General features: G+C 67.1%; 22 protein-coding genes. 4 read left to right on the forward strand and 18 right to left on the reverse strand.

The genetic code is table 11. The features are described 5' to 3' along the window. Window positions 1–9 precede the first annotated feature (9 nt). Complete coding sequence (locus ACZ5R1_RS09550) at window positions 10–879, forward strand: NAD(P)-dependent oxidoreductase (protein ID WP_144959073.1); 870 nt, start codon at window positions 10–12, stop codon at window positions 877–879. Between the two features lie 68 nt (window positions 880–947). On the opposite strand, the gene ACZ5R1_RS09555 is transcribed toward ACZ5R1_RS09550, so the two are convergent. Then, window positions 948–1,847, reverse strand: coding sequence for a LysR family transcriptional regulator (locus ACZ5R1_RS09555; protein WP_027602005.1), 900 nt, complete (start codon window positions 1,845–1,847; stop codon window positions 948–950). A gap of 103 nt (window positions 1,848–1,950) precedes the next feature. Between ACZ5R1_RS09555 and ACZ5R1_RS09560 the strand changes: the two genes are divergently transcribed. Both ACZ5R1_RS09560 and ACZ5R1_RS09565 read left to right on the forward strand, forming a co-directional pair. Then, complete coding sequence (locus ACZ5R1_RS09560) at window positions 1,951–3,477, forward strand: NADH-quinone oxidoreductase subunit L (RefSeq protein ID WP_464713097.1); 1,527 nt, start codon at window positions 1,951–1,953, stop codon at window positions 3,475–3,477. After that, window positions 3,474–5,921 (forward strand): YbcC family protein, encoded by a 2,448-nt coding sequence (locus tag ACZ5R1_RS09565; RefSeq protein WP_464713098.1) that lies wholly within the window; start codon window positions 3,474–3,476, stop codon window positions 5,919–5,921. The genes ACZ5R1_RS09560 and ACZ5R1_RS09565 overlap by 4 nt, the downstream gene beginning before the upstream one ends. Window positions 5,922–5,999: 78 nt before the next feature. Here the strand turns inward: ACZ5R1_RS09565 and ACZ5R1_RS09570 are convergent, their stop codons facing one another. The 13 genes from ACZ5R1_RS09570 to ACZ5R1_RS09630 form a co-directional block, all read right to left on the reverse strand. Then, window positions 6,000–6,416, reverse strand: coding sequence for an NUDIX hydrolase (locus ACZ5R1_RS09570; RefSeq protein ID WP_464713099.1), 417 nt, complete (start codon window positions 6,414–6,416; stop codon window positions 6,000–6,002). 120 nt (window positions 6,417–6,536) lie between these two features. After that, the gene (locus ACZ5R1_RS09575) at window positions 6,537–6,704 is read right to left on the reverse strand and encodes a hypothetical protein (protein WP_244898816.1); all 168 of its coding nucleotides are present in this window, start codon (window positions 6,702–6,704) and stop codon (window positions 6,537–6,539) included. Window positions 6,705–6,944: 240 nt separating this feature from the next. After that, the gene (locus ACZ5R1_RS09580; RefSeq protein WP_222126851.1) at window positions 6,945–7,115 is read right to left on the reverse strand and encodes a hypothetical protein; all 171 of its coding nucleotides are present in this window, start codon (window positions 7,113–7,115) and stop codon (window positions 6,945–6,947) included. 63 nt (window positions 7,116–7,178) lie between these two features. Continuing rightward, window positions 7,179–7,886: a FadR/GntR family transcriptional regulator gene (locus ACZ5R1_RS09585; RefSeq protein ID WP_027599703.1), complete on the reverse strand. Its 708-nt coding sequence runs from the start codon at window positions 7,884–7,886 to the stop codon at window positions 7,179–7,181. Window positions 7,887–7,950: 64 nt separating this feature from the next. After that, the gene (locus ACZ5R1_RS09590; protein WP_027602017.1) at window positions 7,951–8,289 is read right to left on the reverse strand and encodes an L-rhamnose mutarotase; all 339 of its coding nucleotides are present in this window, start codon (window positions 8,287–8,289) and stop codon (window positions 7,951–7,953) included. A gap of 29 nt (window positions 8,290–8,318) precedes the next feature. After that, window positions 8,319–9,329 carry a zinc-binding alcohol dehydrogenase family protein gene (locus ACZ5R1_RS09595; RefSeq protein WP_464713100.1) on the reverse strand — a complete coding sequence of 337 codons (1,011 nt, stop codon included), beginning with the start codon at window positions 9,327–9,329 and terminating at the stop codon, window positions 8,319–8,321. Window positions 9,330–9,420: 91 nt separating this feature from the next. Next, entirely contained in the window at window positions 9,421–10,437 is a 1,017-nt protein-coding gene (locus tag ACZ5R1_RS09600; protein WP_284670741.1) for an aldo/keto reductase, read from the reverse strand. Between the two features lie 14 nt (window positions 10,438–10,451). Then, entirely contained in the window at window positions 10,452–11,396 is a 945-nt protein-coding gene (locus ACZ5R1_RS09605) for an ABC transporter substrate-binding protein (RefSeq protein ID WP_027599699.1), read from the reverse strand. A gap of 30 nt (window positions 11,397–11,426) precedes the next feature. Further along, a complete protein-coding gene (locus ACZ5R1_RS09610; protein WP_027599698.1) occupies window positions 11,427–12,413 on the reverse strand; it encodes an ABC transporter permease in 987 nt (328 codons plus the stop codon). Window positions 12,414–12,450: 37 nt separating this feature from the next. Continuing rightward, on the reverse strand, window positions 12,451–14,001 hold the full coding sequence (locus tag ACZ5R1_RS09615; RefSeq protein ID WP_464713101.1) for a sugar ABC transporter ATP-binding protein: 1,551 nt from the start codon (window positions 13,999–14,001) through the stop codon (window positions 12,451–12,453). 353 nt (window positions 14,002–14,354) lie between these two features. Beyond that, complete coding sequence (locus ACZ5R1_RS09620) at window positions 14,355–15,590, reverse strand: MFS transporter (RefSeq protein WP_464713102.1); 1,236 nt, start codon at window positions 15,588–15,590, stop codon at window positions 14,355–14,357. Window positions 15,591–15,638: 48 nt separating this feature from the next. After that, on the reverse strand, window positions 15,639–16,709 hold the full coding sequence (locus ACZ5R1_RS09625) for a sugar phosphate isomerase/epimerase family protein (protein WP_464713103.1): 1,071 nt from the start codon (window positions 16,707–16,709) through the stop codon (window positions 15,639–15,641). Window positions 16,710–16,711: 2 nt separating this feature from the next. After that, window positions 16,712–17,884 carry a Gfo/Idh/MocA family protein gene (locus ACZ5R1_RS09630; RefSeq protein ID WP_464713104.1) on the reverse strand — a complete coding sequence of 391 codons (1,173 nt, stop codon included), beginning with the start codon at window positions 17,882–17,884 and terminating at the stop codon, window positions 16,712–16,714. Window positions 17,885–18,046: 162 nt separating this feature from the next. On the opposite strand from ACZ5R1_RS09630, the gene ACZ5R1_RS09635 reads away from it, so the two are divergent. Then, window positions 18,047–19,042, forward strand: coding sequence for a LacI family DNA-binding transcriptional regulator (locus tag ACZ5R1_RS09635; protein ID WP_464713105.1), 996 nt, complete (start codon window positions 18,047–18,049; stop codon window positions 19,040–19,042). 24 nt (window positions 19,043–19,066) lie between these two features. On the opposite strand, the gene ACZ5R1_RS09640 is transcribed toward ACZ5R1_RS09635, so the two are convergent. The 4 genes from ACZ5R1_RS09640 to ACZ5R1_RS09655 all read right to left on the reverse strand — a co-directional run bounded on the left by ACZ5R1_RS09640 (window position 19,067) and on the right by ACZ5R1_RS09655 (window position 21,096). Continuing rightward, window positions 19,067–19,303 (reverse strand): hypothetical protein, encoded by a 237-nt coding sequence (locus ACZ5R1_RS09640; RefSeq protein ID WP_027602026.1) that lies wholly within the window; start codon window positions 19,301–19,303, stop codon window positions 19,067–19,069. Next, window positions 19,300–19,620: a hypothetical protein gene (locus ACZ5R1_RS09645; protein WP_145247888.1), complete on the reverse strand. Its 321-nt coding sequence runs from the start codon at window positions 19,618–19,620 to the stop codon at window positions 19,300–19,302. The genes ACZ5R1_RS09640 and ACZ5R1_RS09645 overlap by 4 nt, the downstream gene beginning before the upstream one ends. Before the next feature lie 81 nt (window positions 19,621–19,701). After that, window positions 19,702–19,914, reverse strand: a complete 213-nt coding sequence (locus ACZ5R1_RS09650) for a hypothetical protein (protein ID WP_169742406.1) — start codon at window positions 19,912–19,914, stop codon at window positions 19,702–19,704. Window positions 19,915–20,208: 294 nt separating this feature from the next. Next, window positions 20,209–21,096 (reverse strand): LysR family transcriptional regulator, encoded by an 888-nt coding sequence (locus ACZ5R1_RS09655; protein ID WP_042133648.1) that lies wholly within the window; start codon window positions 21,094–21,096, stop codon window positions 20,209–20,211. Window positions 21,097–21,107 lie beyond the last annotated feature (11 nt).

The following is a 21,107-nucleotide window of genomic DNA, read 5'->3' on the forward strand; positions in this document are numbered from 1 at the left end:
AACAAGCAAATGAAACTAGCGATTATCGGCGCAGGCGAAGTGGGCCTTACCTACGCGCACCCCTGGGCGGCGGCAGGCCACGAAATCCTCTTGTGTGACCTCAAGCCTTCACCCAGGGCCCAGGCCTTCGCGAAAGAGCATGGCGTGGCTCTCGTCACCTCGATGGAGGATGGGGTAGCCAATTGCGATGTCGTCGTCTCCTGCGTATTCGGCACTGTCTCGCTGCCAGTTGCCGAGCAGGCGCTCGCCCTTATGCGGACGGGTGCGCTGTTCATCGACATGACCACCGCGGATCCGGAGCAGATCAGACGAGCCGCGGCCATTGCGGCCGAGCGCTCCATTCCCTATGTGGACGTGGCCATCCTGGGGGCCATCGCCTTGACGCACGCGAAAACCAATCTGCTGGCCGCCGGTATCGGCCTGGAGCGTGCGGTCGTCCTCTTTGCCGAAGCCGGGGCACCGCTCAAGCCCGTCGAGGGCGGCGCCGCGGGCGATGCAGCCGCCCTGAAGATCTTGCGCAGCGTGTTCACCAAGGGACTGGAAGCCTTGACCATCGAGTGCTTCATGGCGGCCGAGAAGCAGGGTGTCACGGAAAAGCTTCATGACGCCCTGAGCGATATCGACCAGGCCTCATTAAGAGACTTTCTCGGCGCCCTCATCAGGACGCATGTCGTGCATGCCCCGCGCCGTCTCAAGGAAGTGGAAGAGGCCGAACGCCAACTGCGGGCCGCCGAGCTGCCGGTGGCGGTGCTGCCTGGGGTGAGGGAGGTATTCGCTCGGACATCCGCGCAGCTGGCACACGCGCCTATCGACACGGCATCGCCGAGTCTTGGCCAGGCCTTCGATTGGCTGTTCAAGGCCAATGGCGTGGTGAGGTAGCGGGGCACTCCATGTGACGCCGAGCGAATGTCACCGCTCGGCGATCTCGTTAACCGGGATCAAAATGCCTATGGCGCTAAGGCGGTATCCGGCACCGCTGGCTGCCCCAGCAACTCCTCCAGAATGCTCAGCCTGAACTGCCGCTGCAGGGTCACCGCATAGAAGCGCTCGGCGATCTCGGGGACTTCGGCGTAGAGCTGCAGGGCGCCGCTGCGCAGTTCGTCCTGGACCACCACGGCGGGCAGCAGGGCCATGTCGCCGGAGTCGCGGGCGAGCAGGCGCAGCAACGCCATGTCGTCGACCTCCGCGCAGATGCGGGGCGTCAGCCCCTGGCCGCTGCAATAGACGTCGAACTGGCTGCGCACGTCGCTGCTGCGACCGGGCACGATCAGGCGGGCCTGTTGCAGGTCGCGGTGGAGATCGAAGGGGCGACTGTCCTGGCGCGGCGGGCCGATCAGGCACACCGGCTGGCGATGCAGCAGGCGGCATTGCCAGGTGCGCTGGCTGTCGGCGCTCACCGCCTGGTTGGTCAGCACCACGTCCAGCTTGTGCAGCGCCAGGCGCTCCAGCAGCTCGTCCACGCTGCCGGATTCGAGGGTCAGCACCAGGTCTTCACGACCGAGGAAGGGGCGCAGCAGGTTTTCCTGGAAGTTGCGCGAAAGGGTCGCCACGGAGCCGATGCGCAGCGTCTGGTTGGCTTCCTGGGTGTTTTGCAGGGTGTCCTGCAACTCGCTGCCCAGGGCGAAGATGGTCTCGGCGTAGTCCAGCACCAGCTGCCCGGCTTCGGTCAGCCGCAGGCTGCGTCCGGAGCGGATGAACAGGGGGTGGCCGAGCTGATCCTCCAGCACGCGGATCTGGGTGGAGAGGGCGGACTGGGAGACATGCAGCGCCTCGGCGGCGCGGGTGAGATTGCCTTCCTTGGCCACGGCCCAGAAGTAGTGCAGGTGATGAAAATTGAGCCGGCGCATGCTTCGTTCTTCAAAAGTGAACGTTAGGTTCTGATCAATCTATTTTAAATAATTCGTACACATCCTGAAACTATCGGTATCTGGTGTTCATGGAGTGTGCACGATGTCTAGCCTGCCGTTTTCCCTGGCTCCCTTGTTGCCCTGGGTCTATGCCCTGGCGCTGTTGCCCGCAGCCGTCCTCGCTTCACCCAGCCGACTCTGGCTACCCGCACGGGTCGTGGGTTATCTGGGCGTCTTCCTGGTGCTGGCGGCCTGGCTGCAGGCGCTCCACGACACCCGGCACCCCGACCGCCTGGGTCTGGCGATGGCCGGACTGGTTAGCCTGCTGGCGCTGGTGATCATCGAGTATTCCCGACGCTATCTGGAGGGGGAGGCCGGGCAGCGGCGCTATGTGCTCGCGCTGCTGGGCACCCTGGCGGCGGTGGCCACAGTGGTCACCAGCGGCAACCTCGTGCTGGTGGCAGGTGCCTGGATCCTGTCCAGTCTGTGCCTGCATCTATTGCTGACCTTCTACCGCGAACGCCCCCAGGCGGTCGTCGCAGCCCACAAGAAATTCCTCGCCAGCCGCCTGGCCGATGTCAGTCTGCTGCTGGCGACCCTGCTGCTGGTGCAGGCCGGCGGGAGCAGCCAGATTTCGCTGATCCTCACCGCCGTGACCGCCCAGGTGCAGGCGGGGGGACCGCTCGGCTGGGAATGGCAGGGCGCGGCGCTGCTGCTGGCGCTGACGGTGATCCTCAAGTCTGCGCAGTTGCCGGTGCATGGCTGGCTGATCCAGGTGATGGAGGCGCCCACGCCGGTCTCGGCCCTGCTGCATGCCGGGGTGGTCAACCTGGGCGGCTTCGTGCTGCTGCGCTTCGCCCCGCTGTTTTCCGCCGCAGTGCCGGCGCAGAGCCTGCTGGTGCTGATTGGCGGCCTGACCGCGGTCCTGGCCGCGCTGGTGATGATGACCCGGATCAGCATCAAGGTCCGTCTGGCCTGGTCGACCTGCGCGCAGATGGGCCTGATGCTGCTGGAATGCGGGCTCGGTCTGTACGAACTGGCGCTGGTACACCTGCTGGCCCACTCGCTCTACAAGGCCCATGCCTTCCTCGCCGCCGGCGAGACGGTAGCCCACGCCCGCCAGCATGCCCTGCAGCCGCCGGCACCCACGCTCGAACTGGGCGGCCTGCTGCGGGCGCTACTCACGGCCGCGCTGGCGCTGCTCCTGTTGCAAGGACTCTGGCGCTGGCTGCTGCCCAGCCATGAGCTGCCCCTGGTGGCTCTGACGCTATTGGCAATCGGCCTGGCGCCCTGGTGCCTGCGCCGCGACCAACCCGCCCATGGCCTGCTCATGTTCGGCCTGCTACTGGGCGCTTACCTGCTGTGGCACCAAGCGGCCGGTTGGCTGCTCGACCAGCACCTCGCCACGGCGCCGCTGCCGTTGACCGTGGTGGCGATGGTCATGCTGGTCGGACTTTACCTGGTGCAGGGCCTGCTGCTGGCCCGACCGCACGGCGCCCTGGCGCAACGGCTCTACCCCCTGGCTTTTGCCGGCTTCTACCTGGACGAGCACTTCACCCGCCTGACCTTTCGCCTGTGGCCGGCGCGTGCGCCCCAGCCGCTGAACGCAACCCTTGGAGACCGCGCATGACCGTCCTCGAAACACTTCCCAGCCTTGAGCACCAGGCCCTGCATGAGGCCGCCCGGCAGGCCTGTGCGCGCATCGCACCGACCTGGCCGCTGGATCGCATGATCGCTGTGAACCCGCTGTGGGAGCGGCGCGACCAGGCCTGGCAGGCCGTGGCCGCGCAACTCTGGCAACGGGCCGGCAGCCGCCTGACCCTGGAAGCGGCCGACTATCGCCAGGCCTGGCGGGAGGGGCGTATCGCCGAGCGTCATCTACAGCAGGCGCTGGCCGAGCAGGGGTCGTCCTGCAAGCCGACCTGGCTGCTGGAGGCGCTGGACGCTCCCGCCGAGGTCGGGCAAGGGTTGCCGTTGCTGGAAGATCTGGCCGAGCCAGGGATCCCGCTCCCGGGCTGGCCCGCACTGATCACCCACCAGATCGGCCAGAGTTGCGCGGCCTGGTTCGATCACGAACAGGCGGATTGGCGTCCGTCAGACGGTGGCGGGCTCTATCAGACCTGGCGCGCCAGCCTGCTGGCTGACCGGGGCTTGAGCGTACTCAGCGGTTGTCGCGAGCTGCACCAGCGGATCGCCGAATTGCCGGCACTACCCGAGGCGGCCCTGGAGGCGGCGGTCGACCACCTGGGGCTGCCGGCATCAGACTGGGCCGCCTGGTTCGACTGCCTGCTGCTGCGCAACCTGGGCTGGGCCTCCTGGTGCGCCTATCGGCACTGGCAGGCCCGGCTGCAGGGAGAGGACGACCGCACGCTGCTGGAGTTGCTGGCCATCCGCGCGGCCTGGGAGTGGCTGGTGGATGATCGGCGGCGCGATGCCGATAGCCGCTGGCAGTGCTGGCGGGCGGCTTGGGAGGAGGGCTTGCAGCGGATGCCTTCGGCCAATTGGCAGGCCCTGCAGCTGTGGCAGCGCGCCGACGAGCTGGCCTGGCAGGAGCACCTGCAGCAGGCGCTGTGCCACAGCGTACCGGCGGCCTTGCCCCCGGTGCCACTGGCCAAGCTGTTCTTCTGTATCGACGTCCGCTCCGAGCCCCTCAGGCGCGCCCTGGAGCAGACTTGCCCGGCCCTGGAAACCGGCGGTTTCGCCGGCTTCTTCGGGCTGCCCATCGCCTTTACCCCGCTGGGTACCGGTGCCACGCGCCCGCAATTGCCGGGCCTGCTCGCGCCGCAACTGCAGGTCAGCGAGGGCAGTGGCGATGCCGTACGGGATCGGCAATTGGCACAGGTGCGTCAAGGTCGTCTGGCGCGGCTGGGTCGCTGGCGGCTGTTCGAGCGGCTGCCGGCCTCGACCTTCACCCTGGTGGAAAGCGTCGGGCTGGGCTATGCCGGGGCGCTGTTGGGACGGACCTATGGCCTGGCCAGTGGCGCGCCTTCGCCCGAACTCAGCGCCTGGCGCCGCCATGAGCGGCAACAGCTGCAACCACAGCTACCGGAGATGTCACAGCTGCAGCGGGTCGACCTTGCCGAGCGTATCCTCAAAGCCATGGGCCTGAACGGACCGGTACCACCCCTGCTGGTGCTGCTCGGCCATGGCAGTCAGAGCGCCAACAACCCTCAGGCGGCGGGTCTGGATTGCGGCGCCTGCTGTGGTCAGAGCGGCGAGATCAATGCGCGGCTGCTGGCCGGCCTGCTCAACGATGCCCAGGTGCGCGCCGGGCTGCGGGTGCGCGGACTCGACCTGCCGCCGCACTGCCAGGTACTGGCCGGGCTGCACAACACCACGACGGATGAGGTGCAGGTCTTCGGGTGTGAGTCGCTTCCGGCAGAGCTCCAGCCCAGCTGGCAGCGCCTGCGGCTGGCACTGGACAGCGCCAGCGCCGAGGTGCGGCGGCAGCGGGCGGGCAAACTGGGCCTGGCGCCGCTGCCGGCGCAGCCGGAAAGATTGCTCGGCCAGCTGCGCCGGCGGGCCCGTGACTGGGCGCAGACCCGGCCGGAATGGGGCCTCGCCGGCAATGCCGCCTTCATCGCCGCACCGCGGGCGCGCACCCGCGCGGTGGACCTGGAGGGCCGCGCCTTCCTGCACGACTACGACTGGCGGCAGGACCAGGAGGGCAAGGTGCTGGAGCTGATCATGACGGCGCCCATGGTGGTGGCGCACTGGATCAACCTGCAGTATTTCACCTCGACCACCGACAACCTGCGCTTCGGCAGCGGCAACAAGTTGCTGCACAACGTGGTGGGCGGCCATATCGGCGTGTTCGAAGGTAACGGCGGCGACCTGCGCATCGGTCTGGCGCGGCAGTCGCTGCACGACGGCCAGCAATGGATGCACCGGCCGCTACGCCTGCACGTGGTGATCGAGGCGCCGCGCGCCATGATCGACCAGGTGATCGCCAACCACGCCGTCGTGCGCGATCTGGTGCGCAACGGCTGGCTGCACCTGCTGCGTCTGTATGGCCTGCCGGCCTGCCTCGAGCTGCGCACGGCCGGGGGGTGGCAGCCGTTGCCCAGGGTCTGACGCTTGCCGGCGCCAGGCTACCCGAAGTTTCAAGCGGCCTGGCAGCTGCATCCGAGACCGAGGGGGCAGGGCCCCTTGCTAAGAGGTCAGCAGTTGCCGTCTCAGCAGGGGAAGGATCACGTCGCGAGTCAGGGGCGCCAGCGGCAGATCGCCGTGTTCGTCCACTGCGACCCATACCGCCTCTTCGATCTCGGCGGCAGGCACCGCCTGGTCCCCCGCGCGCAGGGCGACCTGATACAGCGCGCAATCGACCCTGAACCCGGGTTCGTTGGCGGCGGGCGCCTGGTGATTGCCGAGAAAGGTCGCAGCCTCTGCGGTGATGACCAGACCGAGCTCTTCCTGCAGTTCGCGGATCAGGGCTTCCAAGGGTTGCTCCCCCGGATCCACCTTGCCGCCTGGTTGCATGAAGGCGGTGGTACCGCCCTTGCGTACCAGCAGCACCTGCTGACGGTCGTTCAGGAGGATGGCAGCGGCGATGTGGAGGGTAGGGGTCAAGGCAGGCGTCCCGGTAAGCGTGGGCGGATCACCCTGCAGTGAACCGATCGAAAAGGCAATCGTCGGCGCTCCTGGCTACGCCTGGTCATGAGGGCGAGTGGCGGCCGTCGACGATCTGTTTCAGGGATCGGTGCGCAGCGCATAGCCATTGAACCCTGCCGCGAACAGCAGGGCGCCCCAGAGGAAGAGGTCCGTCTGCAGGAATTCGCGCTTTATCGAAGCGAACTTGATGCCGCGTTGCAGGGAAAGGGAGGGATCGATCAGCCACCCCAGAAGGACGGCTGCCAAGCCCAGTATCATGGCGATAGCGCCGATGCTCTTCAGGACGTGCCTCACCTCGATAACCCTCTGCGCGAAACGCATTCAGCGAATGATCGCCGGGGGTCAAGGGTATCGATCGATAAAGGGCCGCGTGTAAAACTTCCTGAACGCTTGTAAACAAGTGTTAAAGGGCGGCCTCAGGCACCAGGGCAGAGTCACCTGGCAGCGACCGGCGTCACCCGAGGTGACACCGGCGCATCTGGCGGCTCAGCCCGATCGTGCTGCCAGATGCGCAGGTACCCAGGGACCGCGGAGCGGGATGTGGGGAAAGGCGTCGTCGAGGATGCGCAGCTCGGCGTCCTTGGGCGTGTTGTCGCCTTCCCCCTGAATGCTGACGATATCCTGGGGACAGGACGAGAAGGCGACGAAGCAATCCATTTCCGCGCGAAGGGTGATGAAGTCGCCTGGGCGGGTCACTGTGGGCAGGGTGGCCAGGTGGCCTCACTCCTCGCTGGACGCGAACCCCTCCAGCCAGCGCGCTTCCGAGCAGAGCAGGTGGTGGCGCATGGCGGTCTGGGCGCCGATCAGGTCGCGGGCTTCCACGGCGCGCAGGATGGCCTCGTGCTCGGCCACGGCGACGCCCCAGGTCTTCTGGCTTTCGGTCTGCTCGGCGACATGGGTGGAGATGGGGCTGTGGCGCTCGTCGAACAGCGAGGTGATGATGCGCACCAGCGTGGAGTTGCCGCTCATCCGGGCCAGGCGGCAGTGGAACTTGCGATCGTCCTCCATGGGCGACAGCCCCTGGGCGATCTTGTCGCTCATGTTCTGGATGCACTTCGCCAGGTAGCGATAGTCGGCCTTACCGCCCAGGGAGCAGGCCAGCACGATGGCCGCGCCTTCGATGATCGCCCGGGCGTGCATCAGCTCCGAAGGACTCTCGCCGAGGGTGGAGGTCCGCGCGCCGTTGTTCAGCAGGGCCGCGTTCACATAGATGCCGGAGCCCTGGCGGACCTCGATGCTGCCTTCGATTTCCAGGGCGATCAGGGCTTCGCGCAGCGACGGCCGGGAGACGCCCAGCAACTGCGCCAGGTCGCGCTCCGGGGGCAGGCGGGTGCCGGCTTCGATGGCGCCCTCGCGGATGTGCTGGCGCAGGCGGTCCGCGATCTTCTGGTAGAGCTTTCTTTCGGTGGTGGCAGTGGGCAGCGTCATCGATGAAACCTGCATCTTCAAGGGCTTCAGTATCTCATGGGCTACCCGGATCGGCGCCAGCGACCTAGGGCAGGGCCGCCAGCTCGAACAGCGGGGTCGCCAGCTGCCACTTTTCCGATCCCGCCTCCGGCGAGGACAGCTGATAGCGCGCCATCAGGGTCTCCCATTCCTGGACCTTCGGATTGCGCTGTTCCAGCTCCTGCATGCGGGCGAAGGAGAAGTCCGGCCCCGCCTCGAGCAGCATGGTCAGGCGGCAGCCGAGGCGCCAAATGGTCATGTTGGCGACGCCGGCTTCGCGCAGATGGGCGATGACCTCGGGCCAGACCGCCGCGTGCTGGCGTTCGTATTCGGCGATGAGTTCGGGGTCGTCCCGTAGGTCCAGCAACAGGCAGTAGCGTGTCATGGTCTCGCTCCTCGGCCAGGTCAGGCCCGTTAGATTTCGACGATGGCTTTGACGACGCCGCGGGCCGGGTCCAGCAGCTCGGCGAAGCGGGTGGGCAACTCGGCCAGTTGCAGGCGATGGGTATTGAGCGCCTGGTCCGGGATCAGGCCTTCGCGCAGGCAGCGCTCGACGTGCTGGAAGTCCTCGGCGGTGGCGTTGCGACTGCCGAGCAGGGTGGTCTCGCGCTTGTGGAATTCGGGGTCGGCGAAGCGGATGTGGTCCTTGACCACCGAGATCAGCACATAGCTGCCGGCATGGGCGACGAATTCGAAACCCCGCTCGATGGCGCGGGCGTTGCCGGTGGCGTCGAACACCACATCGAAGAAGTCGCCATCGGTCAGCCGCGCCAGTTCGTCCTTGTCGCCGTCACCGACGGCGACCGTGGCGGCGACCTTCAAATGCTGGCGACAGAACGCCAGGCGATCGGTGCGGGTGTCGAGGACGGTAACCTGGGCCCCGGCGATACCGGCGAAGATGGCCGCGGCCATGCCGATCGGACCGGCGCCCACCACCAGCACGCGCTGGGCCTGGCCCAGGCCCGAGCGGCGCACGGCATGGGCGCCGATGGCGAGAAATTCCACCATGGCCGCCTGGTCGAGGCTGAGGCCCTCGGCCTTGAAGACGAAGCGGTCGGGCAGGCTGAGGTATTCGGTGAGGGCGCCGTCGCGATGCACGCCCAGCACCGCGATCCTGGTGCAGCAGTTGGTCTTGCCCTGGCGGCAGGCGATGCACTGGCCGCAGGACAGATAGGGCACCACGTAGACGATATCCCCGGCCTGCAGGCGCCCGCTGTCGTCGGTTTCCTCGACGACGCCGGAAATCTCGTGGCCCATCACCCGTGGGTATTCCAGATAGGGCTGGTTGCCTTCGTAGATGTGCAGGTCGGTGCCGCAAACGCCGACCCGGCGGATGCGGATCAGGGTTTCGCCTTCGCCACGGGCGGGCTTGGGGGTATCACGCGAGACCAGCAGGCCGGGTTTTTCACAGATGACGGTCAGCATAGGAAGACTCCGCATCGCATCGGGATGCACATTGGATTCAGGGCGGCGAGCGTCCGTCGCCACAGAGGCGGGTGGAAAGGGCGGTGCGGCTTCATGCCGGGGCTCCCGCCACGGGAGCGTCGGCGTCCAGCAGGCCGCGCTGCTTGAGGGTGCTCCAGAACTCCGCCGGAATGGGCGTCTGCAGCCAGGCCAGGTTGTTGGCGACCTGCTCGGCGCTGCGTGCGCCGATGACCGCCGAGGCGACCGCCGGATGGGCCAGGGGAAATTGCAGGGCCGCGGCGGCCAGGGGGATCGCGAAGTCGCGGCAGACCTCCTGCAGCGCCCGCACCTTGGCGACCACCGCCGGCGGCGCCGCGCCATAGTCGAAGTGCTGGCCACCGGCGAGGATCCCGGAGTTGAAGACCCCGCCGGCGACGATGGCGTGGCCCTGGGCCCGGCAGCGATCGAGCAGGGGTTTCAGGCTTTCCTGTTCCAGCAGGGTGTAGCGACCGGCCAGCAGGGTGCAGTCCAGCGGGCACTCCTCGAGGCTGTCGACCACCACCTCCCATTCGTTGACGCCCAGGCCGATGGCCTGGATCTGGCCACTGCTGCGCAGCTCTTCCAGGGCGCGGAAACCGCCGCCCCGGGTCAGCGCCTGCCAGTGGAGGTCGTGCCGCTCGCCGTGGGTACGGCGGCCGATGTCGTGTACATAGAGGATGTCGATCCGCGCCAGCCCCAGTCGCTGCAGGCTGTCTTCGTGGGACCTCAGGATGGCGTCGTAGCGGTAGTCGTAGACCGGCTTGAAGGGCAGCGGCCGTTCCCAGCCGTCGCCGTTGGCGCGCTCGCTGCCATTGGGCGCGAGCAGCCGGCCCACCTTGCTGCTGAGCACGAAGTCATCCCGTGGCTGTTCGTCGAGAAAGGCACCGAGGCGATGCTCCGAGCGGCCATAGCCATAGAAGGGCGCCGTGTCGAAATAGCGGATGCCCTGCTGCCAGGCGCCGGCCAGGGTGTCGACGGCCTGCTGCAGCGGCATGTCCCGGTACAGCCCGCCCAGCTGGGAGCAACCGAGCCCGAGCACCGGCAGGGCCAGCGGGCTTTTCGCCAGGGGACGCCGTTCGGAGAGATTCATCGCCAGGCCTCCGCTCAATAGAGCACGTTGCGTGCGTCAGGGCTGTCCAGGTTGGCCTTGTCGATGAGCAGGACGCCGGTGTCGATGAACTTGGGCACCTTCTGCTTCTCGATGACCTTGATCACCGTGGCGACCGATTCCAGGCCCATGCGATAGGAACTCTGCACCACGATGGCGTCCAGGGTGCCGTCGCGGACGAAGCCCTGCAGGTCTTCGTTGCCGTCGAAGCCGATGGCCTGCAGCTTGCCGGCCTTGCCGGACTGGGCGATGGCCCGCGCCATGCCGACCGCGGTGGGTTCGTTGGCGCCGTAGATGCCCTTGAGGTCGGGATTGGAGGCCAGCACGTCGGTGGTCTGGTTGAGGGCGTTGGCCATCTGCGACTGGGAATAGAAGGGGCCCACCACGGTCAGCTGCGAATGCTGCTCCAGGTACTTGCGGAAGCCGCCGACCCGGCCCACTTCCGAACCGGTGCCCGGCACATAGGACATGATGGCGATCTTGCCGGTCTTGCCGACCTTTTCGATCATGCGCTGGGCGGACAGCTCGCCGGCTTTGTTGTTGTCGGTGGAGAGAAAGGACTGGTAGTAGGGCGCGCCGCTTTCCGCCACCGAGGAGTCGATCAGCACCACCGGGATATGGGCTTCCCAGGCCTGCTTGATGGCCGGGACCAGGGCATCGGGGTCGGACGGCGCCAGCACGATGCCCGAGACGCCGCGATTGACCGCGTTGACCACCATGTTCACCTCGTCCGCGATCGCCGATTCCGACGCCGGTCCCTGGAAGGTGACCTTGTAGTTGGCGTGCTGCTTGGCCGTTTCCTGCACGCCTTTCTGCACGTTCTGCCAGTAGTTGGAGTTGGCACTCTTGACGATGACGGCGATCTCGCCGTTACCGGCCAGCGCCAGGGAAGTCGCGGCGGAGAGGGCGACACCCAGGACCACTTTCTTGAAGTTTTTCATCGGTCGTTCCTTGTTGTTGTTATCGAGGGTTCACTTCTTGCGGTTGCGGAGCTGGTCGATACAGACGGTCAGCAGGATCACCAGGCCGATGATGATCTGCTGGGTGAAGCTGGAGACGCCAAGCATGTTTAGGCCGTTGCGCAAGACGCCAATGGTGAAGGCGCCGATCAGGGTGCCTGACACGCTGCCGATGCCACCGGAAAGGGAGGTGCCGCCGATCACCGCGCTGGCGATGGCGTCCAGTTCGTACATCACCCCTTCGTTCGGCTGGGCGGTGACCAGGCGTGACATCAGCACCGCGCCGGTCAGGCCGGCCAGCACGCCGGACAGCACATAGGTGAAGAGGGTGACCGCGCGCACCTTGACCCCGGAGAGGCGGGCCGCCTCGGCGTTCGAGCCCACGGCATAGATGTGGCGACCCAGGCGGGTGCGGCTGAGCACCAGCCACAGGGCGATGGCCAGCACGATCATGATGATCACCGGGTAGGGGATGCCCGGAAAGATCACGTTGGGAAAGCCGTCGTCGCCGATGCGTTCGATGCGCCCCAGGGTGCCGTTGCCGAGCGTGCCGAAGGCGGCGCCGAGGCCGGAGATGGGCTGGGCATCGGTCAGTCGCAGCGCCAGGCCGCGGGCCACCAGCATCATGCCCAGGGTGGCGATGAAGGGCGGCAGCTTGACCAGGGTCACGAACAGCCCGTTGATCGCCCCGCAGATCCCGCCGACGATCAGGCCGACCAGGATGCCCACCTCGATGGACGCGCCGGCCTTGACCGCCATGGCGTTGGCCACGCCGGCCAGGGCTAGCACCGAGCCCACCGAGAGGTCGATGCCGCCGGTGATGATCACCGCCGTCGCGCCGAGGCCGAGAAAGGCGATGGAGGTGACCTGCAAGGCCACGCTCATGCCATTGCCCATGGTCAGGAAGGCGCTGCTCATGGAGGAAAACACCGCGATCAGCGCCAGCAGGCTGACCAGGGCGCCAAACTTCTGCAGGAATTCTTTTTGTTTTTCGGTCATTTCTCTGTCTCGCTCGACACGCGTGGGCGAGCTGCCGTCAGTGCGACGTGCAGCCGGAGGCGTAGTGCATGATCTGGTCCTGGGAGGTGGCCCGGGTCTCGACGTCGCCGGTCAGGCGACCTTCGTGAAAGACCAGGATCCGATCGCTCATGCCGAGCAATTCCGGCAGCTCCGAACTGATCAGGACGACGCCGATGCCCTGGGCCGCCAGCTGGTCCATCATTTCGTAGATGGCGTACTTGGCGCCGACGTCGATACCCCGGGTGGGCTCGTCGAAGAACATGATCCGGGCGTCGCGGAACAGCCATTTGCCGATGATGATCTTTTGCTGGTTGCCGCCCGAGAGATAGCGGGTGACCTTGTCGATCGAGGGCGTGCGGATGTCCAGCCGCCGCACGTAGTCCTGGGCGACCCGCGCCTCCTCGCCGAAGCGAATGAACCCCAGCGGCCCGCAGAGGGCGTCCAGATTGGCCAGGGTCAGGTTGTGCGCCAGGGTCATCTTGACCGCCAGGCCATCCTTCTTGCGGTCCTCGGACAGGTAGGCGATGCCTTCATCGATCCCGTCGCGCGGACTGCGGATGGTGACCGCGCGGCCGTTGATCTCCACCTCGCCGGCATCCAGCCGGTCGGCGCCAAAGATCGCCCGGGCGATCTCGGTGCGGCCGGCGCCCATGAGGCCGGCGAAGCCGAGGATCTCGCCGCGGCGCAGCTCGAAGCTGATGTCCTGGAAGACCCCCTTGCGGGTCAGGCCCCGCGCCCGCAGCAGCACCTCGCCGGTGGGCACGGCGGTGCGTGGCGGAAATTTCTCGTCGAGGGAGCGCCCGACCATGCCCGCTACGATGGCGTCGACACTGGTCTCGGCGAAGCGCTGGGTGGAGACGTAGCGACCGTCGCGCAGGATGGTCACCCGGTCGACGATGTGGCGCATCTCGTCCAGCCGGTGCGAGATGTAGAGCATGCCGACGCCGCGCGCCTTGAGGTCCTGGATGACCTTGAACAGCGCCTGGGTCTCGCTTTCGGTCAGGGAGGAGGTCGGTTCGTCGAGGATGAGCACCCGGGCGTCCAGCGACAGCGCCTTGGCGATCTCCACCATCTGCTGCTGGGCCACCGACAGCTTGGAGACCGGCGCGCGGGGGCTGATGGCCACGCCCAGGCGCGCCAGGCAGGCTGCGGTGTCCGCCTGCATCTTGCGTCTGTCGATCAGGCCGAAGCGCACCGGCTCGCGGGCCAGAAAGATGTTTTCCGCCACCGTGAGGTGGGGTACCAGGTTGAGCTCCTGGTGAATGATGGCGATGCCCACCTGCTCGGCTTCCGATACCGACTTGAATTGCCGCTCTTCGCCCAGGTAGCGGATCCGCCCCTCGTCCGGCGGCTGCTGGCCGCTGACGATCTTCATCAGGGTGGACTTGCCGGCGCCGTTCTCGCCGCAGATGGCGTGGACTTCGCCCGGGTAGAGGCTGAGGCTGACATCGTTGAGGGCCACGACGCCGGGAAAGCGCTTGGAGATGTTTTCGAGCGTCAGACAGGGCGCGGGCGCAGCCGGTACGGGGCCGCCACCTTCGCCGCGGGGCGATGGGGTATCCAGCATGGTGCTCTCTCTTGTTGTTGTTCTAGGGTCGCTGCCCTATGTGAGATCCATGGCAGGGAAAGCTACACCCCAGTCTGGATAGCTGGCAAGACCAATTGGATTTTTTCGAATTGGTCTTGCCAGAGTGCGGTCTGATTAGTGAAAGCCTTCTTGCTCAAGGCAGGCGATGGGCGCCGGAGGGTCAGGCGCTCGGGCCAGCGTGGCCTTGCTGCAGAGGAGGGCGCGGGAGAGATAGCCCCAAGGCGCAGACCCGCAGGCGCAGCGCCTGGGCCACGGGTCCAGCTGGATCGTCGGGGAGGAAGGCGCTGTGGGAGGCCCGACCCAAGTCGAGTCGGACCTCCGATCGCAATGTCCTAGCGCAGGGGCGCAGCCGCCGTGGCGCGCGCCGGGCGGGCGTCGCGGAAGGTGACCAGGAAGGCCAGCAGCACGCCCAGGGAGAACAGCGCCGGGAACAGCCAGATGCCCTGCCAGTCATGGCCGGTGGCGCTGGCGTAGTGGTCCGAGACCATCCCGGCGACCCGGAAGCCGACCAGCATGCCCACGCCATAGGTGGCCAGGGTGATCAGGCCCTGGGCCGCGCTCTTGTTCGCTTCGCCGGCCTTGGCGTCGGTGTAGATCTGCCCGGAAACGAAGAAGAAGTCGTAGCAGACGCCATGCAGGGCGATGCCCAGCAGCAGGTAGGCGAGGGCGTCACCCTGGGCACCCAGGGCGAAGCAGCCATAGCGCACCGCCCAGGCCAGCATTCCCACCAGCAGGGTGCGCTTGAGGCCGAAGCGGCGGATGAACAGCGGCAGCAGCAGCATGAAGCCCACCTCCGACACCTGGCCGAGGGTCATCATGCCGGTGGGATTGGCCACCCCCAGTTCAGCGAGAAAGAGGTTGGCGTTCTGGTAGTAGAAGGCCAGCGGAATGCAGATCAGCACCGAGGCGGCAAAGAACACCGCGAAGCTGCGGTCCTTGAGCAGGCGCAGGGCGTCCAGGCCGAGCATCGCGCCCAGGCCGCCGCGGGTGGCCGGCAGCGGCGCGGTGCGCGGCAGGCTGAAGCTGTAGAGCCCTAGGAGCAGCGAGGCACCGGCGCCGAGCAGGAAGGTGTTGCGCAGGGCCCCGGCGGCGATGCCGCTGCGGCTGTCCCAGGCGAAGACGAAGCTGATCGCCAGGCCGGCGGCGATCCAGCCCAGGGTGCCCCAAACCCGGATCCTGGCGAATTGCCGGGCTGGATCGGCCAGGTGGCGGAAGGCCACGGAGTTGGCCAGCGCCAGGGTCGGCATGTAGCAGAGCATGTAGGCCAGTACCAGTGGATAGAAGGTGGTGAAGTCGACCGCCGCATAGAGCTGGTAGAGCAGCACCGCGCCGGCCAGGTGCAGCAGGCCGAGGATGCGCTCGGCGTTGAAGTAGCGATCGGCGATCAGGCCGATCACGAAGGGCGCCAGGATCGCGCCCCAGGACTGGGTGGCGAAGGCCTGGCCGATCTGGCCGCCATTGGCGCCCAGGGTATTGCCGAGAAAGGTCGCCAGGGTGACGAACCAGCTGCCCCAGATAAAGAACTGCAGGAACATCAGGGTGCTCAGGCGTAGCGAAAGTGCGTTCATCGTCGATTCCTTGTTGTGGGTTATGTGACGAAAAAACGAGGCGGATCCTTACTCCAGGCCGAGCATCCGCCGATTGCGCGCCGGATCGGCGTCGCTGCCGGCGAAGTCGTCGAAGGCGCGGGTGGCCGGCTGGATCAGGTGGCGCTGGATGAAGGGCGCTCCTTCGGCCGCGCCCTGGGCCGCGTCCTTGAGGCAGCACTCCCATTCCAGCACCGCCCAGCCGTCGAAGCCGTACTGGGTGAACTTGCTGAAGATGGCGCCGAAATCGACCTGGCCATCGCCCAGGGAACGGAAGCGTCCCGGCCGCTCGGCCCAGTCCTGGTAACCGCCATAGACACCGCTGCGGGCATCGGGACGGAATTCCGCGTCCTTGACGTGGAACATGCCGATGCGCGCGTGATAGCGGTCGATGAAGCCCAGGTAGTCCAGTTGCTGCAGGACGAAATGGCTGGGGTCATAGAGGATGCGCGCGCGGGGATGGTCGTCCACCGCCGCCAGGAAGCGCTCGAAGGTGGCGCCGTCGTGCAGGTCCTCGCCCGGATGCAATTCGAAGCAGAGGTCGATGCCTTCTTCGCCGTAGACGTCGAGGATGGGACGCCAGCGCCGGGCCAGTTCGGTGAAGCCCTCGTCCACCAGGCCGGCGGGCCGCTGCGGCCAGGGATAGACATAGGGCCAGAGCAGGGCACCGGAAAAGCTCGCCACCGCCTTGAGACCGAGGCGGTGACTGGCCTTGGCGGCCAGCTTGAGCTGCTTGACCGCCCAGGCCTGGCGCTCGTCCGGGCGGCCACGGAGCGCCGGCGGGGCGAAGGCGTCGAAGGCCTCGCTGAAGGCCGGATGCACGGCCACCAGTTGCCCCTGCAGGTGGGTGGAGAGTTCGCTGATGGCCACGCCGGCTTCGGCGCACTGCCCGAGCAGTTCGTCGCAGTAGTCCTGGCTGGCGGCGGCGCGTTCCAGATTCGGGCACTGGGGGCCCAGCGTCGGCAGCTGGATGCCGCGGTAGCCGAGGTCCGCCGCCCAGCGCGCCAGGTTGGGCAGGGTGTCGAAGGGCGGTTTGTCGTCGAGAAACTGGGCGAGAAAGATCGCCGGGCCCTTGAGGCCGGGACGAGCGTTGGCGGCCATGTTCAGGCTCCTAGGGTCGGTAAGGGGGTCCAGGCGCCCTGGTGCCGATGGCTGGCCAGGGCGGTTTCGATAAAGGCCAGGCCGCGCCAGCCGGTGGTGATGCCGGGCAGGCCCGGCGCGGGATCGGCGGGATCGCGAATGGCCGCGGCCAGCTCGCGATAGAGATTGGCCAGGGCTTCGAGATAGCCCTCCGGGTGCCCGGCGGGCAGGCGCAGGCGCTGCTGGGTACCGGCACTCAGCCAGGGCAGACCGAGGCCGGCGCGCAGGGTCTGTGGCGGTTGGTCGAGGCTGCGCTGCAGCAGGCTGTTGGGTGCCTGCTGCTGCCATTCCAGACTGCCGCGCTCTCCGTAGAGGCGGATGCGCAGGCCATTCTCCTCGCCAATGCAGACCTGGCTGGCCAGCAGGCTGCCGCTGGCGCCCGCGGCGGTTTCGAACAGCACCATGACATCGTCGTCCAGCCGCCGACCGGGTAGGTGGCTGCGCAGGTGGGCACTGAGGCGGGTGATGGGCTGGCCGCCGATGAATTCGGCGAGGCTGAAGGCATGGGTGCCGATGTCGCCCAGGCACCCGCCCGGGCCGGAGAGGGCCGGATCGTCGCGCCAGGCCGCCTGCCGGTTGCCGGTGGCGGCCAGGTCTTGGGCGAGCCAGCCCTGGGGGTATTCCACATGGATCTTGCGCAGTGCCCCCAGCTCGCCGCGGGCGACGCGCTCGCGGGCTTCCCACACCAGCGGATAGCCGAGGTAGGTGTGGGCCAGCGCATAGCGCAGGGGCCGGGGCAGGGCGGCCAGCGTGTCCGCCAGGCGCTGCACCTGGGCCAGGGAGATGCCGGCGGGTTTTTCCGAAAAGACGTGGAAGCCGGCGCTCAGGGCCGCCTGGGCGATGGGCACATGGAGGTCGTTGGGCGTGACGATCACCAGCAACTCGGCCCGTTGCTCGGGGGGCAGTCGGGCTTCGCTGGCCAGCAGGGTCTCCCATGAGGCATAGACCCGTTCGGGCGCCAGACCCAGCTCGCGACCGGTCGCCTCGTTGTTGGCCAAATCACGGCTGAAGGCGCCGCAGACCAGTTCGAGCGCGCCATCCAAGGCCGCGGCGCGCCGATGGGCCGCGCCGATGAAGGCGCCCTGGCCGCCACCGATCATGCCGTAACGGACCTTGCCGCCGGTTTCAGCCTGCATCCTCTTACCCTCGGTTTGTTATTGTGTTGAGTGTAACCGGTTACATCTGCGGGTATTTGGAGCCTGCGGCGATCGTTAGTCAAGCGCCCGGCGGACGTACGGCTTGCCCGCACGCCGGGCTTTGCGCACAGTTGCACCCTTTCCCACGCCAACCGAGGCCGCATGTCCAATATCCGCAGGGTCGCCGAACTGGCCGGGGTATCGGTCGCGACCGTATCGCGCACCCTGAAGAATCCCGAGGTGGTGGCGCCGGCGACCCGCGAACGGGTGCAGGCCGCCGTGACCGCGGCCAACTACCGGCCCAACGGTATGGCGGTGCAATTTCGCTCGCGCCGCACCGGCAACCTGGTGGTGCTGGTGCCGCTGATCGCCAACAGCTTCTTCGCCCGCGTCATCGCCGGGATCCAGCAGGCGGCCCAGGCGGCGGGGTATCGGGTGCTGCTGTGCGATACCGCGGGGGACGAGGCCCGCGAGCGCGAGTACGCCGAACTGGTCTATGCGCGGCAGGCGGATGGGGTGATCCAGCTGCGCGCCTTCGATCCCTTCGCCGGTGACCCCGACGCACCGCCGGCGGTGAATGCCTGCGAGGTGCTCGCCGAGCATTCCTGGCCCAAGGTGCGGCTGGACAATCGCGCCGCCGCCCGCTGCCTGACCGAACACCTGCTGGCGCTCGGTCACAGGCGCATCGCCCTGATCAAGGGCCCGGAACGCAGTCCGCTGACCCTGGAACGCCTGGCGGGTTATCAGGAGGCGCTCAGCCAGGCCGGTGTCCCCTTGGATCCTGACCTGCTGCACCCGGGTGATTTCACCCTGGCCGCCGGCGCCGCCGCGGTGCGGGCGCTGCTGCGGCTATCGGAGCGGCCGACGGCACTGTTCTGCTGCAGCGACGAGATGGCGATCGGCGCCCTCCAGACCCTTCGCGGCGCCGGACTGCGGGTGCCCGAGGATCTGTCCCTGGCAGGCTTCGACGACATCGCCTTCGCCGCCTACAGCGATCCGCCGCTGACCACCATCGCCCAGCCCGCGGAAGCCTTCGGCCAGCGCGCGGTCGCCCTGTTGCTGGAGACCCTTGCCGGTTCGCCACCGCCCTGTCGGGAGGTGGTGCTGCCCTTCGAGCTGGTGGTACGGGGCAGTACCGGCCCCTGCCGCCCTGGCTGAGAGGCCGGTTGCGCGGAGGTCCGCTCAGACGCGGGAGGCGCGCACCAGCGCCAGTCGCTCGCGGATATAGCTGTCGTTATCGATCGCCTGGACGTCGAAGGGGATGACGATCGCGCGCCGGTCGGCGCGCGAATACAGGCGCGCGAAGATCGAGCCGTCCGGGCAGGTCGGGCTGACCAGCACGGTCCAGCCGTCCAGTTCAGGCGTCAGGCGCTGCATCAGTGTTTGCGTGGGCAGCGTGGCAAGTTTGGCGTTCTTCATCGGTCTGGCCTTGGATGCTTGGTGATGACTTCATTGGGGGCTCGGCGCCGCTCGGCATCGCGCTCGCCGGACGTGCTCGAGCCAGCCGTGCGGCGCAGTCGCTCCAGCAGTCTGGACAGCGTCGGACGCCTCGCGGGGTGGCGCCGCGCCAGGGCGCTGGCGAAGGCGGGTGGCTGCCGGCTGCCGGTCGTGTCGTTCAGCTTTTCGAGAACGGAGTCGAGCCGGCAGCTCTTGATCTGCGAATGGACGCTCATGCTGGACGGAGCCTGATCGTGCGCGCCTTCCTCCTTGAGGGCGACGTTACCCAAGGTCTGCATTTGCCGGCAGCGATGCGGATCCCCAGGAGGCGTTTCGCCTAAGAGTGCCGCGCCGCCTGGACTTGCACTGTCAGTCGTCAGCTAGCTTGTTTCCGTGGCAAGTCGAACTGCGACTTCCTCCACCAGTTGGATAGTTTCCGCCGTCAGGGCTTCGAACTGAAAGAGCATGTCCTGTAGTTGCGGACTGCCCATATCCACATTGCGCAGTTGATCGATTCTCAACGTCAGCAATCTGTGGATCTGCAGCAGGCAGTCACGATCGGGATTCTCGGGGATGACGAACAGGCGGCTCATCGTTGTCTCCATGGACAGGTTCCTCACGCCCATCGATATCGCCTAACCCGCTTGTTTTTTAAGGCAATTCGTCGCCGACGATCTACTTGGAAAGAGCGCCTTGCGTGCTTGACTCTGGTTGTCGGAAGAGCGCTTGAGGGCTCTTGGTCGCATTAGCGACCTTATCTTCAAAAAGCTCGTGAAGAATGCGTGAAAAATTCGTTAAAACCTTTTTAGGTGGTTGTTTAAGTGGGACGTGGTGTTTCAAAAGTTTTAGGCAAGTTGGCAGCAAAACGGACGAACGAACGCTGCGCTTCAGGCCTGACAGACATCCGCTATCCGCGCCTTCAACAGATTCGCCAACTCATCGAAGAGGATCTGCACCGAGCGCAGCGACAGATTGTCCGGGCGGGTTAGCAGCCAGATATCGGTGTCGCAGCCATGCAGCGCCGGACCCAGGCGTTCGACGCCCTCCAGGCTGCTGATCATGAAGTCGGGGAGGGCGGCCACACCGAGGCCGGCGCCGACCAGGCTGCCTACCGAAGACATGCTGCTGCAGCGATAGCGCGGAGTGAGGCTGGGATAGGCCTGTCTCAGCCAGGCGACCGAGACGTGATCGGCGAGGGAGTCGTCCGGGGCGATCCAGGGCAGCTCGGTGGCCAGCTGGCCGTAACCGCTGCGATAGCGTTCGTGACCGCAGACGAAATAGGAGCTGCGACCGAGCCGGCGGCCGATCAGGTGTTCGGGCGGGGCGTTGGACAGGCGCAGGGCGATGTCCGCATCCCGTCGGCTCAGGCTGGCGAAGGTGTTGGAGGTGGCGACTTCCAGGGCGACCGCGGGATAGCGCGGCATGAGGTCGGCGAGGCCGGGCAGCAGCAGGCTGCGCAGCACGGCATCGGTGCAGGTCAGGCGGACCGTGCCGCTGATGACGTTCTCGCCCTGGGTGAGGGCGATGCGCGCCGCATCCAGCGCCTGTTCGGCGCGCTCGGCCTGTTCGGCGAGGGCCTTGGCGCTCTGGGTCGGGGTGTAGCCGCGGCGGGTCTTGTCGAACAGCGCGACCTGCAGATTGGCTTCGAGCTTGCGGATGGCGCGAAAGACCGTGGAGACGTCCACCTGCAACTGTTCCGCCGCGCGGGCCAGGGTCCTGCCGCGGACCAGGGCAAGGATCAGCTTGAGATCGGCATGACCTATCTGATATTGCATCGGTGCATTCT

This window comes from Pseudomonas sp. Pso3, assembly GCF_055393275.1.